Annotated in this window: 15 protein-coding genes and 1 pseudogene; 13 read left to right on the top strand and 3 right to left on the bottom strand. The window is 41.0% G+C overall.

What is annotated here, in order from left to right; all coding sequences use genetic code 11:
* Positions 1-23: 23 nt before the first annotated feature.
* The 12 genes from dltC (at position 24) to QM887_RS07380 (ending at position 10575) form a co-directional block, all read left to right on the top strand.
* Positions 24-263, top strand: a complete 240-nt coding sequence (gene dltC, locus QM887_RS07435) for a D-alanine--poly(phosphoribitol) ligase subunit DltC (RefSeq protein ID WP_000351968.1) — start codon at positions 24-26, stop codon at positions 261-263.
* On the top strand, positions 256-1524 hold the full coding sequence (gene dltD, locus QM887_RS07430; RefSeq protein WP_414271139.1) for a D-alanyl-lipoteichoic acid biosynthesis protein DltD: 1269 nt from the start codon (positions 256-258) through the stop codon (positions 1522-1524). Before dltC ends, dltD begins: the two co-directional genes overlap by 8 nt.
* 139 nt (positions 1525-1663) lie before the next feature.
* A complete protein-coding gene (gene nt5e, locus QM887_RS07425) occupies positions 1664-3700 on the top strand; it encodes a cell surface ecto-5'-nucleotidase Nt5e (protein ID WP_414271138.1) in 2037 nt (678 codons plus the stop codon).
* Between the two features lie 244 nt (positions 3701-3944).
* A complete protein-coding gene (adcR, locus tag QM887_RS07420) occupies positions 3945-4385 on the top strand; it encodes a zinc-dependent transcriptional regulator AdcR (RefSeq protein ID WP_414271137.1) in 441 nt (146 codons plus the stop codon).
* Positions 4385-5089, top strand: coding sequence for a metal ABC transporter ATP-binding protein (locus QM887_RS07415; protein ID WP_414271136.1), 705 nt, complete (start codon positions 4385-4387; stop codon positions 5087-5089). The genes adcR and QM887_RS07415 overlap by 1 nt, the downstream gene beginning before the upstream one ends.
* The gene (locus tag QM887_RS07410) at positions 5082-5888 is read left to right on the top strand and encodes a metal ABC transporter permease (protein ID WP_414271135.1); all 807 of its coding nucleotides are present in this window, start codon (positions 5082-5084) and stop codon (positions 5886-5888) included. The genes QM887_RS07415 and QM887_RS07410 overlap by 8 nt, the downstream gene beginning before the upstream one ends.
* A 9-nt stretch (positions 5889-5897) precedes the next feature.
* A complete protein-coding gene (locus QM887_RS07405) occupies positions 5898-7400 on the top strand; it encodes a zinc ABC transporter substrate-binding protein AdcA (protein ID WP_414271134.1) in 1503 nt (500 codons plus the stop codon).
* 132 nt (positions 7401-7532) lie between these two features.
* Positions 7533-8387, top strand: a complete 855-nt coding sequence (locus QM887_RS07400) for a VOC family protein (protein WP_414271133.1) — start codon at positions 7533-7535, stop codon at positions 8385-8387.
* 80 nt (positions 8388-8467) lie between these two features.
* Positions 8468-8725, top strand: a complete 258-nt coding sequence (locus tag QM887_RS07395; RefSeq protein ID WP_414271132.1) for a metal-sensitive transcriptional regulator — start codon at positions 8468-8470, stop codon at positions 8723-8725.
* Between the two features lie 417 nt (positions 8726-9142).
* A complete protein-coding gene (locus QM887_RS07390; RefSeq protein WP_075230353.1) occupies positions 9143-9646 on the top strand; it encodes a DUF6630 family protein in 504 nt (167 codons plus the stop codon).
* Positions 9647-9676: 30 nt separating this feature from the next.
* The gene (locus QM887_RS07385) at positions 9677-9970 is read left to right on the top strand and encodes a hypothetical protein (RefSeq protein ID WP_075230354.1); all 294 of its coding nucleotides are present in this window, start codon (positions 9677-9679) and stop codon (positions 9968-9970) included.
* A 98-nt stretch (positions 9971-10068) separates the two neighbouring features.
* On the top strand, positions 10069-10575 hold the full coding sequence (locus tag QM887_RS07380; RefSeq protein ID WP_075230355.1) for a prolyl-tRNA synthetase associated domain-containing protein: 507 nt from the start codon (positions 10069-10071) through the stop codon (positions 10573-10575).
* Positions 10576-10753: 178 nt separating this feature from the next.
* Here the strand turns inward: QM887_RS07380 and QM887_RS07375 are convergent, their stop codons facing one another.
* The 3 genes and pseudogenes from QM887_RS07375 to QM887_RS07365 form a co-directional block, all read right to left on the bottom strand.
* Positions 10754-11059: a rhodanese-like domain-containing protein gene (locus tag QM887_RS07375; protein WP_414271131.1), complete on the bottom strand. Its 306-nt coding sequence runs from the start codon at positions 11057-11059 to the stop codon at positions 10754-10756.
* A pseudogene (locus QM887_RS07370) lies at positions 11049-11221 on the bottom strand (CoA-disulfide reductase); the annotation flags it as partial. The pseudogene QM887_RS07370 and the gene QM887_RS07375, both read right to left, overlap by 11 nt.
* Entirely contained in the window at positions 11203-11499 is a 297-nt protein-coding gene (locus QM887_RS07365; protein WP_075230265.1) for a rhodanese-like domain-containing protein, read from the bottom strand. The gene QM887_RS07365 and the pseudogene QM887_RS07370, both read right to left, overlap by 19 nt.
* Positions 11500-12066: 567 nt before the next feature.
* On the opposite strand from QM887_RS07365, the gene rpoB reads away from it, so the two are divergent.
* The gene (gene rpoB, locus QM887_RS07360; protein WP_414271130.1) at positions 12067-15669 is read left to right on the top strand and encodes a DNA-directed RNA polymerase subunit beta; all 3603 of its coding nucleotides are present in this window, start codon (positions 12067-12069) and stop codon (positions 15667-15669) included.
* The last annotated feature ends 27 nt before the right edge of the window (positions 15670-15696 follow it).

Raw genomic sequence — 15696 nt, 5'->3', positions numbered from 1 at the left:
TAAAAATAGAAGGAAATTTAAAAATGGATATCAAATCAGAAGTTATTGAAATTATTGATGAATTATTTATGGAAGATGTTTCTGACATGATGGATGAAGATCTTTTCGATGCAGGTGTCTTGGACAGTATGGGAACAGTTGAATTGATCGTGGAAATCGAAAATCGCTTTGATATTCGTGTCCCAGTTACAGAATTTGGTCGTGACGACTGGAATACAGCTAATAAAATCGTAGCAGGGATTACGGAGTTAAAGAATGCTTAAACGCCTGTGGTTAATCTTCGGGCCCATTATTATTGCAGGTTTATTGGTTCTTCTACTCATTGTTTTCTATCCTAGTAGTAAGAGTCATAATCTCATGGAGGAAAAATACTCTGCCGCTTCGATAAGTGCAGAAAGCTTTAAGGAAAGAAGTCAAAAAGTGAGAGCTCTCACGGATCCTAATATACGTTTTATCCCCTTTTTGGGTTCGAGTGAATGGATTCGTTTTGATAGCATGCATCCAGGAGTATTAGCTGAAAAGTATAATCGCTCCTATCGTCCTTATTTTATGGGGCAGGCAGGAGCAGCTTCTCTTAGTCAGTACTTTGGGATGCAACAAATTACGTCTGAACTTGAAAATAAACAAGCGGTATTTGTAATCTCTCCACAGTGGTTTACAAAAGAAGATCATGATCCGACTATTTTCCAAACTTATTTTAACAATGACCAGTTGACTGCCTTTTTGGAAAATCAATCCGGAGATCTGGCTGCTCAATATGCGGCTAATAGACTCTTAAAGCTAAATCCAAGAGTTCCGATGAAAGGAATTGTTGAGAAGCTGGCTAAGAATGAACAATTATCAGACTTTGATCAAACGGTGGTTAATCTCTCTGCTGAGTTCAATGAAAGACAAGCTGCCCTCTTTGGTCAATTCTCTATTCGAGGCCAATTAAAGTATAAAGATCATATTGAGAAATATTTGAGCAGTCTCCCAGATCAGTTTTCGTATGAAGAATTGGAAAATATTGCACGTAAGGATGCAGAAGAAAATACGACCAATAATGATTTGGGGATGGATAACCACTTTTACAATACTCAACTAAAGAAAGATTTAAAAAAGTGGGAAGGGTATCAAAAAAATTACAACTTTCTCCAGTCAAGTGAGTATAATGATTTGCAGTTAGTGCTCGATCAATTTGCCAAATCTAAGGTGAATGTGCTCTTCGTGTTTCAACCTGTCAATAAAAAATGGATGGATTATACAGGCTTGAGTGAAGAAATGTATCAACACTCTGTCGAAAAAATTCGTTACCAGTTGGAGAGTCAAGGTTTCACCAATATTGCTGATTTTTCAAAAAACGGTCATGAACCTTATTTTGTCAAGGATACGATTCATATTGGCTGGTTGGGCTGGTTAGCATTTGATAAGGTTGTAAATCCCTTTTTGAGCAGTCCAACAACAGCACCTATTTACCAAATGAATGACCGTTTCTTTAGCCAAGATTGGGCAAATTATGATGGGAATATTAAAGATTTTCAATAATATAGAAAAGGAGTTTGAACTTTTTGTTCAGACTTTTTTTATGAAATGTCAGATAGATTACCTTCAAAAAGGTTAAAATTTTTAAAATCATGATAAATAGCGTATAATGGTAGAAGAAAGAAGAGAAAGGGATTCCAAAATGAATAAACGTTTTTTGTTGCCTGTCCTATCGACAGCCCTATTAGCTCCAGCCTTTTTAGCTGGACAAGTCTATGCTGAAGAAAATACTAGTTCTTCAGAAGTTACAGAAGTTGTGAGCACTGCAGAAGCACCAGTAGTAGCAGCAGCGACTCCTGAGGTTGTTACAAGTACGGCAACACCAGCTGAAGAGGTTGCACCTCAAAAAGAAGAAGCAGATACTGTTATCTTGCATACTAATGACGTGCATGGTCGTATCGTAGAAGAAAAAGGGGTAATTGGAGATGCCAAGCTCGCGACAGTTATTGAGAAGGAGCGAGAAAAGGGCAACCAAACGACTCTAGTAGTGGATGCAGGTGATGCCTTCCAAGGTCTACCGATTTCAAACTCTACAAAGGGTGAAGCTCGTGCCAAAATCCTAAATGAGATGGGCTACGATGCTATGGCTGTAGGAAATCATGAGTTTGACTTTGGACTTGACGAAGCTAAAAAATACAAAGAAATCTTGAACTTTCCACTGCTCAGCTCAAATACTTATGTAAATGGAGCTCGTCTATTTGAAGCAGCAACAATTGTTGATAAGAACAAGGATGTTGCAGGTGATGAGTTTGTCGTCATCGGTGTGACAACACCTGAAACAGCTACTAAGACCCACCCTAAAAATGTTAAAGGCGTAACCTTTACAGAACCGATTGCAGAGGTCAACAAGGTTATCGAAGAAATTCAAGCTAAAGCCTTGGCAGAAGGCAAAGACTACAAACACTATGTTGTTCTCGCTCACTTGGGAGTTGATACAACAACACCTGTAGAATGGCGTGGTTCAACACTTGCAGAAGCACTTTCAAAAAATCCTTTGTTGAAAGGTAAGCGTGTTACAGTGATTGATGGTCACTCTCATACAGTAGAATCTACTACCTATGGAGACAATGTGACATACAACCAGACAGGAAGCTATCTCCATAACGTTGGTAAAATCACTTACAAATCTCGTCAATTATTAGGAAATCCAAGCCAGGTACCTGCTACAGATGCTAAGAAATTAGAAGCCAATACAAAGATTGCAGCCATGGTCAAAGAAATCAAAGAAAAATATGATGCTGAAAATGCTGTAGAAGTTGTTTCAAATAGCCCAGTTGAATTGAACGGTGACCGTGAAAATGTCCGTGTCCGCGAAACCAACCTTGGAAATGTTGTCGCAGATTCTCTCTATCAGTACGGTCAAACAGGCTTCAGTCATCCAACAGATATCGCTGTGACAAATGGTGGAGGCTTGCGTGAAACAATTGCCAAGGATAAACCAATTACAAAAGGAAATGTCATTGCAGTCTTGCCATTTGGAAACACAATCTCACAAATTCAAGTAACTGGTCAGCAAGTTCTGGATATGTTTGAAAAATCACTCGGATCGATCTTGCAGGTTGATAAGGCAGGAAAAACTGTCTTGGATGAAAATGGTCAACCATTGCTAGAACCAAGTGGTGGATTCTTACAGATTTCAGGAGCCAAGGTCTACTACGATACAAACCTAGTCGCAGGTAAACGCGTCCTGGCTATTCAAGTTAAGAATCGTGCGACTGGTCTTTATGAAAAACTAGATTTGGCTAAAGTCTACTACTTAGCAACCAATGACTTCCTTGCGGCAGGTGGTGACGGTTATACCATGCTTGGTGGTGCTAGAGAAGAAGGTCCTTCAATGGATGCTGCCTTTGAAGACTATCTCAAAACAGCTGATTTGACTCAGTATGAAAAGGTAAATCCAAATTCACGCACGATTTCTGTGGACTCAAAAACATTTAAACTTCCTGAAGAAGGTAAAGAGCAGGATCCAGCTAAACCAGTAGAAGACCAAGCAACAAAACCGACTCAACCTTCTACTGTAAAAGTTGATTATAAGGTTGCAGATAAGTTTGCTAAGAAAACAGTAGTCTCAGAGAAACTACTTCCAAATACAGGTAGTGAGCAATCTATTTTCATGATGCTATTGGGTATGATTCTTGGAGCGACAGCCCTCTGGACTAGCCGTAAACAAGAAAAATAATTCTAAAGGATGAAAACATCTCAGGTGTTTTCATCTTTTTTCTTGACTCCTTGCTTGGATGTGATATACTTAACTAGTAAAGGAATGGTGTGATACTCAATAAAAATCAAAGAGCAAACTAGGAAGAGAGACGCAGGCTGTACTTGAGTACGCCAAGACGAAGCTGACGTGGTTTGAATTTGATTTTTGAAGAGTATGAAAACCTTGTATTTATAGAAATTCCGTTCTGAGAAAGGAGCAAATCATGAGACAGTTGGCAAAAGATATCGATCGTTTTTTAAATGAGATTATTCTCAAGGCGGAAAACCAACATGAAATTCTCATCGGTCATTGCACCAGTGATGTGGCCTTGACCAATACCCAGGAGCATATTCTCATGCTTTTATCAGAGGAGTCGCTAACCAACTCTGAGTTGGCGCGTCGTCTCAATGTTAGTCAAGCTGCCATTACCAAGGCTATCAAATTCTTGGTCAAGGAGGGGATGTTGGAGACATCTAAGGATCCCAAGGATGCTCGCGTTGTCTTCTATCAATTGACAGACTTGGCACGACCAATTGCTGAGGAACACCAGCATCATCATGAACATACCCTCTCGACTTATGAGCAGGTTGCCACTCAGTTCACACCAAACGAACAAAAAATTATCCAGCGGTTTTTAACTGCTTTAGTAGGAGAAATCAAGTAATGAGATACATCACAGTAGAGGATTTGTCCTTCTATTATGACAAGGAACCTGTGCTTGAGCATATCAATTACAGTGTTGATAGTGGGGAATTTGTCACCCTCACTGGAGAAAATGGAGCTGCCAAGACGACTCTTATCAAAGCTAGTCTAGGTATTTTACAACCGAGAATTGGGAAAGTAACTATCTCAAAGACAAATATTCATGGGAAAAAATTAAGAATTGCCTATCTTCCTCAGCAAATTGCTAGTTTCAATGCAGGTTTTCCAAGTACTGTTTATGAATTTGTCAAATCAGGCCGATACCCTAGAAAGGGCTGGTTCCGTCGTTTGAATGCCCACGATGAAGAACATATCAAGGCTAGTTTGGATTCTGTTGGGATGTGGGAGCATCGGGATAAACGGATTGGTTCTCTCTCCGGTGGGCAAAAGCAAAGAGCTGTTATCGCACGTATGTTTGCTTCAGATCCAGATATCTTTATCTTGGATGAGCCAACGACAGGGATGGATGCAGGAACAAAGAATGAATTTTATGAGCTCATGCACCATAGCGCCCATCATCACGGCAAGGCTGTTTTGATGATTACTCACGATCCTGAAGAAGTCAAGGATTACGCAGATCGTAATATCCACCTTGTTCGTGACCAAGATTCGCCATGGCGTTGCTTCAACGTCCATGAAAGTGATCAGGAGGTGGACCATGCTTAATCTACTGTCTTATGATTTTATGCAGCGAGCCTTTTTGGCAGTTATTGCCATGAGTCTCTTTTCGCCAGTTCTTGGAACTTTTCTAATCTTGCGCCGTCAAAGTCTCATGAGCGACACTCTCAGTCACGTCTCGCTTTCGGGTGTTGCCTTTGGCTTGGTTTTGGGGATTTCTCCGACCATCTCAACTATTGCTATTGTCTTGATTGCAGCGGTCTTTCTTGAATACTTGCGTACGGTTTATAAAAGCTTTATGGAGATTGGGACAGCCATTCTCATGTCTACAGGGCTTGCAGTATCGCTCATTGTCATGAGTAAGGGTAAGAGCTCTAGCTCGATGAGTTTGGACCAATATCTGTTTGGTTCTATCGTGACCATTAGTCAAGAGCAGGTAATTGGGCTCTTTGTCATTGCAGCGGTTGTTTTAATCCTGACCTTCCTCTTTTTAAGACCCATGTACATCTTAACTTTTGACGAGGACACAGCTTTTGTAGATGGTTTACCTGTACGTACCATGTCTATCCTCTTTAACATGGTGACGGGTGTGGCTATTGCTCTTATGATTCCAGCTGCAGGGGCACTTTTGGTATCAACCATCATGGTTTTGCCAGCTAGTATTGCTTTGCGTTTAGGGAAGAACTTTAGTTCGGTGATGATTCTTGCTAGCGCCATTGGATTTCTAGGTATGGTGGCGGGACTCTATATTTCCTATTATGCAGAGACACCACCGAGTGCAAGTATCACCCTTATCTTTGTAGTTGTCTTCTTGTTAGTCAGCTTACTCAAACGTTTTATCAAATAGGAGAAGTACATGAAAAAACTAGGCCTACTTTTGGCAAGTCTTGTGACAGTCTTCTTAGTTGCTTGTTCCAATCAAAAACAAGCAGACGGCAAATTAAATATTGTCACAACTTTCTATCCTGTCTACGAATTTACCAAGCAAGTAGCAGGCGATACAGCCAATGTCGAGCTTTTGATTGGGGCTGGAACAGAGCCACATGACTATGAACCATCACCTAAGGCAGTCGCTAAAATCCAAGACGCAGATGCCTTTGTTTATGAGAATGAAAATATGGAAACTTGGGTTCCTAAGCTTTTAGAATCTCTAGATGCAAAAAAAGTAAAAACGATTAAAGCTACTGGAGATATGTTGCTTCTTCCAGGAAGTGAAGAAGAGGAAGACCATAATCACGGTGAAGAAGGTCATCATCACGAGTATGACCCTCATGTATGGTTGTCTCCTGCGCGTGCAATCAAACTTGTAGAACATATCCGTGATAGTCTTTCAGCTGACTATCCAGATAAGAAGGCGACTTTTGAGCAAAATGCAGCAGCTTATATCGAAAAACTACAAGCCTTGGATAAGGCTTATACTGAAGGGCTTTCTAATGCTAAGCAAAAGAGTTTTGTGACTCAACACGCAGCCTTCCGCTATCTAGCTCTAGACTACGGACTTAATCAAGTCTCTATCTCAGGTCTTTCACCAGATGCGGAGCCTTCAGCAAGCCGTTTGGCAGAATTGACCGAGTACATCAAGAAAAACAAAATCTCTTATATCTACTTTGAAGAAAATGCTTCTCAAGCCCTAGCGAATACCCTCTCAAAAGAAACAGGAGTGAAGTTAGATGTTCTGAATCCTCTTGAAAGCTTGACCGAAGAGGACATGAAGGCTGGAGAAAACTATATCTCTGTCATGGAGAAGAATCTCAAGTCTCTCAAGCAGACAACTGATCAGGCAGGAGCAGAGATTGAACCAGAAAAGGCAGAGGAAACTAAAACCGTTCAAAATGGCTACTTTGAGGATGCAGATGTTAAGGACCGTACCCTAAGTGATTATGCTGGCAACTGGCAGTCTGTCTATCCTTTCCTTGAGGATGGGACTCTTGACCAAGTATTTGACTACAAGGCTAAATTGACTGGTAAGATGACTAAGGATGAATACAAAGCCTACTATCAAAAAGGTTACCAAACAGATGTAACCAAGATTAACATCACGGATAACACTATGGAATTCATCCAAGGTGGCCAAAGTAAGAAATATACTTACAAGTATGTCGGCAAGAAAATCTTGACTTATAAGAAAGGGAATCGTGGAGTGCGCTTCCTCTTTGAAGCGACGGATGCAGACGCTGGACAATTTAAGTATGTTCAGTTTAGCGACCACAATATCGCTCCGGTCAAGGCAGAGCATTTCCATATCTTCTTTGGAGGCACAAGCCAAGAAGCCCTCTTTGAAGAGATGGACAACTGGCCAACCTACTATCCAGATGGCTTATCAGGTCAAGAGATTGCTCAAGAAATGTTGGCTCATTAAATCCAAACAATCCTTCCTACGTGGGGAGGATTTTTCTTGTTTTATCAGCGTTGAGCATCTGGATTGACATTGGCTGAGAAGGGAGTATAATATCTGTAACAACAACAGTTACAACAAAGAGAGGATTTTTCTATGGTTTACGAATATAATAGTCAGATTTATTTGGCTGAAGTAGCTTTAAATGTCAAGGACTTAGAAAGTCAGACAGCATTTTATCATCAGTTGCTTGGGTTAGAGATTTTGAATCAATCGGAAAATCAAGTTCTTTTAGGTGCCGGTGGGAAACCACTAGTTCGGCTAATTAAGACAGATGACATAAGCAATCCTAAGCAAAGTTACGGTCTTTATCATATGGCACTTCTTTTGCCGACTCGTGAAGATTTGGCTAATGTTTTTAAATACTTGTTAGACTTAAAGATTCCATTAGTTGGTGGAGCTGATCATGGCTATAGTGAAGCCATCTATTTAGAAGATTTAGAGGGCAATGGCATTGAGCTCTATAGAGACAAGCCTGTGAATGAGTGGGACATTCGTGAGGACGGTCGAATTATTGGTGTGACAGAAGAGCTATCTGCCCAAGCTATCTATGAACTAGGACGAGACATAGAGCCTTTTGTGATCGCAGAAGGCACTCGCATGGGCCATGTTCACCTATCTGTTAAAAATAGTCGAGAGTCGAGTTCTTTTTATCAAGAGTCTCTAGGTCTTGAGGATAAATTCACGATTCCACATGCCAGTTGGATAGCATCAGGGGATTATCATCATCATTTGGCTATCAATGAATGGGGAGGAAAAAGTTTAGCTCGACGTGAGAATGGATTGACAGGCCTAGCCTACTATGTGGTTGAAGTTGAGAATAAAGAAGAAATGTTGAGGCTATTCGCTCAATCTCAAAGTAGCGAAGCGGTAACTCAGTGGTTTTCGTCTTCTGAATTCTCCATTACAGATAAAGATGGAATTCTTACTCGAGTGAGGGTGGAGGGCTAAAAGGCTTTAAGGGAAGAGATCCTTTTGACAAAGGTTTTCATTAGAGATATAATGAAGAAAAATTGTTCAAGGAAAAAGATATGACAAAATCAAAGTATATTACTCGCCTTAAACGTTCTGAAGGTCAATTGCGGGGGATCCAAAAAATGATAGAGGAGGAGCGTGATTGTGTCGATATCCTTACTCAATTAACAGCAGTTCGATCCAGTGTTGATCGTGTGATTGAGTTAATCATTACGGAAAATTTAACGGCTTGTATCAATGACCCTCTAGAGGATCCCCAAGCGCAGAAGGAAAGATTGGAAAAGGCGGTTAAATACTTGATTAAACGTAAGTAAATTGCTCCTTCTATGATATAATAGTAGTGAGTACTAAGGTAAAAAAGCGACTCCTTGTAAAATGTCAAAAAGCTAGTAGAAGAACATGATAGCATCATTGTTTCAAGCAACTTAGATGAAGTTGCTTGAGGAGATTCGATAGACTCATTTGAAAGGAACTTGGCAAATAGCAAATGATACGATTCTTATCTCAGATGAGCTAATCAAGTTTTAAGCTGGACCATTGGGACCGGATTTTGTGCAAATCTATCAGGGTCAAGGGGCAGATAGACTTTCTTGTGAAATTAGTGTTACAAATCCATACGATCATTTATGGAAAAACAGGCTTGGATGTGGAAGTATTGTTTTTCGTGATTCACAAGCCATCTTAGAGCAGAGCATACTGCCTGATTTTAAAAATTGGAGGTTAGAACAGATATGAGAACAAGTGAAATCTACTTAGAAATCGCTCCACTATTAACCAGTAATCAGGAAATTTTAGAAAGTTTGAAAGTCTGTTTTGAGACACCGCAAACTTATTTCCAAGAGCATGCTGATCGATATGATGAACGTTGTATTGATGCAGAGGATGACGAGGCTAGGCTCCAATGGATTGGCCTGGCGGATGAGTTGCTAGAGAGTGGTAGTTTTGTGGAGTTAGACTGGAATACGGAGAAGGAAGATTTTCTCTATGAGCTAGAATCCTTGGTTGTGAAATACAAGCTCCCTTTGCAGGAGGAGTGGTTCAAAGAGGATGGGGATATTCCGTTGTGGGCCCAAACTCTAGATCAAGAGTGGGAGTCGCGAGGCTTCTGTCTAGCAGCTATGGACATTGATAGCGATAGCTATGTCCTCTTTCCGTGTCAAGTAAGAGATTTGTCAAGCCTTATCACCCTTAGTCAAAAAGTAAATCAGCGCTTTGACTATGCTAAAAATATGTAATTGCTAGTAGATTAAAGGAGCGAGCCCAGGATGACTTTTGCTTTTAAAGATGCACCCGAAACAGCCTGTATCGTTTGCCAACATGTTTTGGATGGGAAAAATCCGATTACCTTTATCTCCCATGATAAAGAGGATGGGATGTGGCAATTTTTGTGTTCAGAAGATCATATCCTAGAGGACGTCCGTCTTATTTCCCAAGCTGAAGCATTTCAAATAGATGAGTCCATCGGTCAAGTTGCGGATTTGCCTAGAGGCTTTGTGATAGAACGGACAGAGGCTAAAGGTAGATGGAAGGCATATTTGTCATCAGCTGTGGAATCATAGCTTAAGTCTTAAAAAGTCCTTTTCTTAAAAGTGTAAATGAAACCGATAATCCTTAAAATCCAGTTGTAGCTACAAACATACACTTAGGAGGTAGCAAGATGGAATTGTACAGTAAAGTAGTGGCAAAGCTAGAAGAGTTAGCTATTCCCTTTGAAGTTGTGGAGCATGAGCCTGCCCTAACGACTGAGCAAGCAGATAGTTTTATCGAAGGAATCGAGGGTGTTCGCACCAAAACCATGTTTCTAACTAACAAAAAGAAAACAGCTTTTTATCTTGTTATTATGGATGATAAAAAACGTCTGGATATGGAGTTATTGAAGGATTTGATCGGGGCCAATAGGATTCGTATGGCTTCTTCTGAGAGTCTCTTTGAAAAAATGATGCTTCCAGCAGGAGTTGTTTCTCCCTTTGGTTTGCTTAACAATGCTGACAAAGATATTCAAGTTTATTTCGACAAAGAAATTATGTCGGAAAGACGAATGAGTTTTCACCCTAATACTAACGAGAAAACCCTCTTTTTAGATAGGACAGATTTACTGAAATTCTTAGAAGCCATTGGCTATCAAGTCTTCAGAGTCAGAAAAACGCCTACTATCAAGTGTTGACAAAACTTGATAGTAGGCGTTTTATTATAGGGAAGTATACTGAATTTTCACTTCCATTTTATACTCAATGAAAATCAAAGAGCAAACTAGGAAGCGAGCCGCAGGCTGTACTTGAGTACGGCAAGACGAAGCTGACGTGGTTTGAAGAGATTTTTGAAGAGTATTAATCTCATCCAACCTATTGTGCTGATCCTACTTGGCCTGGCCAGTGGTTCATACCACCTTCTACATTTGTGACCTTGAGTCCTTGGGCACTAAGGAAGGAGCAGGCAGATGCGGAGCGAGCTCCACCTTGGCAAATGATATAGTATTCTTGATCGTCTTTGAGTTCCTTGTAGTCTTGCTCCAAGGTACTTAACGGAAGATTTTTGGCACCTGGTGCATGTCCTGCTTGGTATTCATGTACTTCACGTACGTCGATAAGATTGAGTTCTTGTTTCTGATACTTTTCATAAAAGTCAGCCATGCTGATACTAGTTTTCATATTTGACTCCTTCTGGGTTAGTCATTTTGTATAGGGAACGCCGTCAAGCTTTTGGACGGCAACGCTTGCTTACTTGAGGATTCGCTTAGCGCTAAAGCTACCAAGACTACTGTGGTAGCTAACGATGTAGGTTTGGTTCCTGTCTAGTTCCTCCAAGCTTTCATGCCACCTCGAACATTGATGACATCATAGCCTTTTTTCTTTAGTTTTTTTGCAGCTATCTTACTACGAACACCAGACTGACAAATGACATAAAGTGTTTCTTTTGTCGCTGGTTCATAAGAACCGATTTCAGTTAGGGGAACATTCTTGGCGCTTTCGATATGGCCTCTGCGAAATTCCGTAGGCGTCCGAACGTCCAGTAGCTGAATGGGTTCCTTGAGTTTAGCTTCTAACTCGCTGGTAGGAATACTGTCAATTTTTGTAAATAGGTGAAACATAGGTACCTCCAAACATACCCTTATGGGGTATATTAAACCACTAAGTATAGTTTTTGTCAAGAAAGTTGAGTTGACAAGCATTCTTTCTTATTTAGTAAAGTTTGTTGTGCTTTACCAGTATGTGAGATGATAGCCAATAAACAAGCGATGAAAACTTGCTCAGTCGATCAGAAAATTAATGCATACAAGTGATTCTAATTATTCAAGAACGAACCAATGAAAACATTCTTTTCTGAAAACAAGCCCTATCAATATTTCAGGCAAAAAAATCGTTCAAAACCCTTGAAAAATCAAAGAAAATTAGGTATAATATGAGTAATCATTTGTCGTAGGTTTTGTCTGAAATATTGTCCAGGCAAGGCTCACAGCAGTTAAATCTTCTTACAAAAGTCAGATTTAGCTGCTCTTTTTGTGCTTTTTTTCAGGTTTTCTAGTGTTTGTAACAAAGATTTAAAAATTCTGAAAATTAGTTAAGGGGGATAAGGTGATAGAAGGTTTACAACCTTTTGACGATAATCAAAGGCCTAGACGACTAGGCTTGAAACTTTATTTTAAAGGAGAATCATCTTGGCAGGACATGACGTTCAATACGGGAAACATCGTACCCGTCGTAGTTTTTCAAGAATCAAAGAAGTTCTTGACTTACCAAATTTGATTGAAATTCAAACAGATTCATTCAAAGATTTCCTAGATCACGGTCTTAAGGAAGTATTTGAAGATGTATTGCCAATTTCAAACTTCACAGACACAATGGAGTTGGAATTTGTTGGCTACGAAATCAAAGAACCAAAATACACGCTAGAGGAAGCACGTATCCACGATGCCAGCTACTCAGCACCTATCTTTGTAACCTTCCGCTTGATTAACAAAGAAACTGGCGAAATCAAGACACAGGAAGTCTTCTTTGGGGACTTCCCAATCATGACTGAGATGGGTACCTTCATCATCAATGGTGGTGAACGTATCATCGTATCACAGTTGGTTCGTTCTCCAGGTGTTTACTTTAATGATAAGGTAGACAAAAATGGTAAAGTGGGCTACGGTTCAACTGTAATCCCTAACCGTGGAGCTTGGTTGGAGCTTGAAAGCGACTCAAAAGACATCGCCTATACTCGTATCGACCGTACTCGTAAGATTCCATTTACGACCTTGGTTCGTGCGCTTGGTTTCTCAGGTGATGACGAAATCTTTGATATCTTTGGTGACAGCGACCTCGTTCGTAATACTGTTGAAAAAGATATCCATAAAAACCCAATGGACTCTCGTACAGACGAAGCTTTGAAAGAAATCTATGAGCGTCTTCGTCCAGGTGAGCCTAAGACTGCTGAAAGCTCACGTAGCTTGCTTGTGGCTCGTTTCTTTGATCCACGTCGTTATGACTTGGCAGCAGTTGGTCGTTACAAAATCAATAAAAAACTCAATGTTAAAACACGTTTGCTCAACCAAACTATTGCAGAGCCATTGGTAGATCCTGAAACTGGTGAAATCTTGGTAGAAGCTGGGACAGTTATGACTCGCAGCGTTATTGAAAGTATTGAAAGTCATTTGGATGGCGACTTGAACAAGATTGTCTACATTCCAAATGATGCTGCCGTAGTAACAGAACCAGTTGTTCTTCAAAAATTCAAGGTTGTTGCACCAACTGATCCAGACCGTGTTGTAACTATTATCGGTAATGCTAATCCAGATGACAAGGTTCGCATCGTAACTCCTGCGGATATCTTGGCTGAGATGAGCTACTTCCTCAACTTGGCTGAAGGTATTGGTCGTGTCGATGATATCGACCACCTTGGGAACCGTCGTATCCGTGCTGTTGGTGAATTGCTTGCTAACCAAGTACGTCTAGGACTTTCTCGTATGGAACGTAATGTCCGTGAACGTATGTCTGTTCAGGACAACGAAGTCTTAACGCCACAACAAATTATCAACATCCGTCCTGTAACAGCTGCGGTTAAAGAATTCTTTGGTTCATCACAGTTGTCACAGTTCATGGACCAGCACAACCCTCTTTCTGAGTTGTCTCACAAACGTCGTTTGTCAGCCTTAGGACCTGGTGGTTTGACACGTGACCGTGCTGGATATGAAGTGCGTGACGTGCACTACACTCACTATGGTCGTATGTGTCCAATCGAGACACCTGAAGGACCGAACATCGGTTTGATCAACAACTTGTCTTCATACGGACACTTGAACAAATATGGTTTTGTTCAAACACCATATCGTAAGGTTGACCGTGAAACAGGCAAAGTAACTAACGAAATCGTTTGGTTGACTGCCGATGAAGAGGATGAATTTACTGTAGCGCAGGCTAACTCTCGTCTGAATGAAGATGGAACATTTGCTGAAAAAGTTGTCATGGGACGTCACCAAGGGGTCAACCAAGAGTATCCAGCTAGTGTTGTAGATTATATGGACGTATCACCTAAGCAGGTAGTTGCCGTTGCGACAGCATGTATTCCTTTCTTGGAAAACGATGACTCTAACCGTGCCCTTATGGGAGCTAACATGCAGCGTCAGGCTGTGCCATTGATTAATCCTAAAGCACCTTACGTTGGTACTGGTATGGAATATCAAGCAGCCCACGATTCAGGAGCTGCTGTAATTGCTCAGTATGATGGTAAAGTTACATATGCAGATGCTGACAAGGTAGAAGTTCGTCGTGAAGATGGTTCATTGGACGTTTACCACATCCAAAAATTCCGTCGTTCAAACTCAGGTACTGCTTACAACCAACGCACTCTCGTAAAAGTTGGTGATGTCGTTGAAAAAGGTGATTTCATCGCTGACGGACCTTCTATGGAAAATGGAGAAATGGCGCTTGGACAAAACCCAATCGTTGCCTACATGACTTGGGAAGGTTACAACTTCGAGGATGCCGTTATCATGAGCGAACGCTTGGTCAAAGACGATGTTTATACATCTGTCCACCTTGAAGAATACGAATCAGAAACTCGCGATACAAAGCTTGGGCCTGAAGAAATTACTCGTGAAATTCCAAACGTTGGTGAAGATGCCCTTAAAGACCTTGACGAGATGGGTATTATCCGTATCGGTGCTGAGGTTAAAGAAGGGGACATCCTTGTAGGTAAAGTAACACCTAAGGGTGAAAAAGACCTTTCAGCTGAAGAACGTCTCTTGCACGCTATCTTCGGAGACAAGTCTCGTGAAGTTCGTGATACTTCTCTTCGTGTACCTCACGGTGCCGATGGTGTTGTTCGTGATGTTAAGATCTTTACACGTGCAAATGGAGATGAATTGCAATCAGGTGTTAACATGCTGGTTCGCGTCTATATCGCTCAAAAACGTAAGATCAAGGTCGGAGATAAGATGGCCGGACGTCACGGAAACAAAGGGGTTGTCTCTCGTATCGTTCCTGTAGAAGACATGCCTTACCTTCCAGATGGAACTCCAGTCGATATCATGTTGAACCCACTTGGGGTGCCATCACGTATGAATATCGGTCAGGTTATGGAGCTTCACCTTGGTATGGCTGCACGTACTCTTGGTATTCACATCGCAACACCAGTCTTTGACGGAGCAAGTTCTGAAGACCTATGGTCAACTGTTAAAGAAGCAGGTATGGATAGTGATGCCAAAACAATCCTTTACGATGGCCGTACTGGTGAGCCATTTGACAACCGTGTATCAGTTGGTGTCATGTACATGATCAAACTCCACCACATGGTTGATGATAAATTGCACGCGCGTTCAGTCGGACCTTACTCAACCGTTACCCAACAACCACTCGGAGGTAAAGCTCAGTTTGGTGGACAACGTTTCGGTGAGATGGAGGTTTGGGCTCTTGAAGCCTACGGTGCGTCAAATGTTCTTCAAGAAATCTTGACTTACAAGTCTGATGATATTAACGGACGTTTGAAAGCTTATGAAGCTATTACAAAAGGAAAACCAATTCCAAAACCAGGTGTTCCAGAATCCTTCCGAGTTCTTGTTAAAGAATTGCAATCACTTGGTCTTGACATGCGTGTCCTTGACGAAGATGATCAAGAAGTTGAACTTCGTGATCTTGATGAGGGCATGGACGAAGATGTCATCCACGTAGATGACCTTGAAAAAGCACGTAAAAAAGCTGCTGAAGAAGCAAAAGCTGCTTTTGAAGCTGAAGAAGGTGCAAAAGCGGAAGCAACAGAAGAAGCTACTGAACAAGAATAAGTAGCTCACTTAGAATAGAAAGGGAAG

Origin of the sequence: Streptococcus infantis (genome assembly GCF_047460875.1) — a bacterium.
Taxonomy (GTDB): domain Bacteria; phylum Bacillota; class Bacilli; order Lactobacillales; family Streptococcaceae; genus Streptococcus; species Streptococcus infantis_AA.
Note: the sequence above shows the minus strand (reverse complement) of the source record. Positions and strands in the feature narration are given on the sequence as shown.

Coding starts and splice junctions, on each gene's coding strand:
- dltC (WP_000351968.1), top strand. CDS start 24: ATGGATATCAAATCAGAAGTTATTGAAATTATTGATGAATTATTTATG.
- dltD (WP_414271139.1), top strand. CDS start 256: ATGCTTAAACGCCTGTGGTTAATCTTCGGGCCCATTATTATTGCAGGT.
- nt5e (WP_414271138.1), top strand. CDS start 1,664: ATGAATAAACGTTTTTTGTTGCCTGTCCTATCGACAGCCCTATTAGCT.
- adcR (WP_414271137.1), top strand. CDS start 3,945: ATGAGACAGTTGGCAAAAGATATCGATCGTTTTTTAAATGAGATTATT.
- QM887_RS07415 (WP_414271136.1), top strand. CDS start 4,385: ATGAGATACATCACAGTAGAGGATTTGTCCTTCTATTATGACAAGGAA.
- QM887_RS07410 (WP_414271135.1), top strand. CDS start 5,082: ATGCTTAATCTACTGTCTTATGATTTTATGCAGCGAGCCTTTTTGGCA.
- QM887_RS07405 (WP_414271134.1), top strand. CDS start 5,898: ATGAAAAAACTAGGCCTACTTTTGGCAAGTCTTGTGACAGTCTTCTTA.
- QM887_RS07400 (WP_414271133.1), top strand. CDS start 7,533: ATGGTTTACGAATATAATAGTCAGATTTATTTGGCTGAAGTAGCTTTA.
- QM887_RS07395 (WP_414271132.1), top strand. CDS start 8,468: ATGACAAAATCAAAGTATATTACTCGCCTTAAACGTTCTGAAGGTCAA.
- QM887_RS07390 (WP_075230353.1), top strand. CDS start 9,143: ATGAGAACAAGTGAAATCTACTTAGAAATCGCTCCACTATTAACCAGT.
- QM887_RS07385 (WP_075230354.1), top strand. CDS start 9,677: ATGACTTTTGCTTTTAAAGATGCACCCGAAACAGCCTGTATCGTTTGC.
- QM887_RS07380 (WP_075230355.1), top strand. CDS start 10,069: ATGGAATTGTACAGTAAAGTAGTGGCAAAGCTAGAAGAGTTAGCTATT.
- QM887_RS07375 (WP_414271131.1), bottom strand. CDS start 11,059: ATGAAAACTAGTATCAGCATGGCTGACTTTTATGAAAAGTATCAGAAA.
- QM887_RS07365 (WP_075230265.1), bottom strand. CDS start 11,499: ATGTTTCACCTATTTACAAAAATTGACAGTATTCCTACCAGCGAGTTA.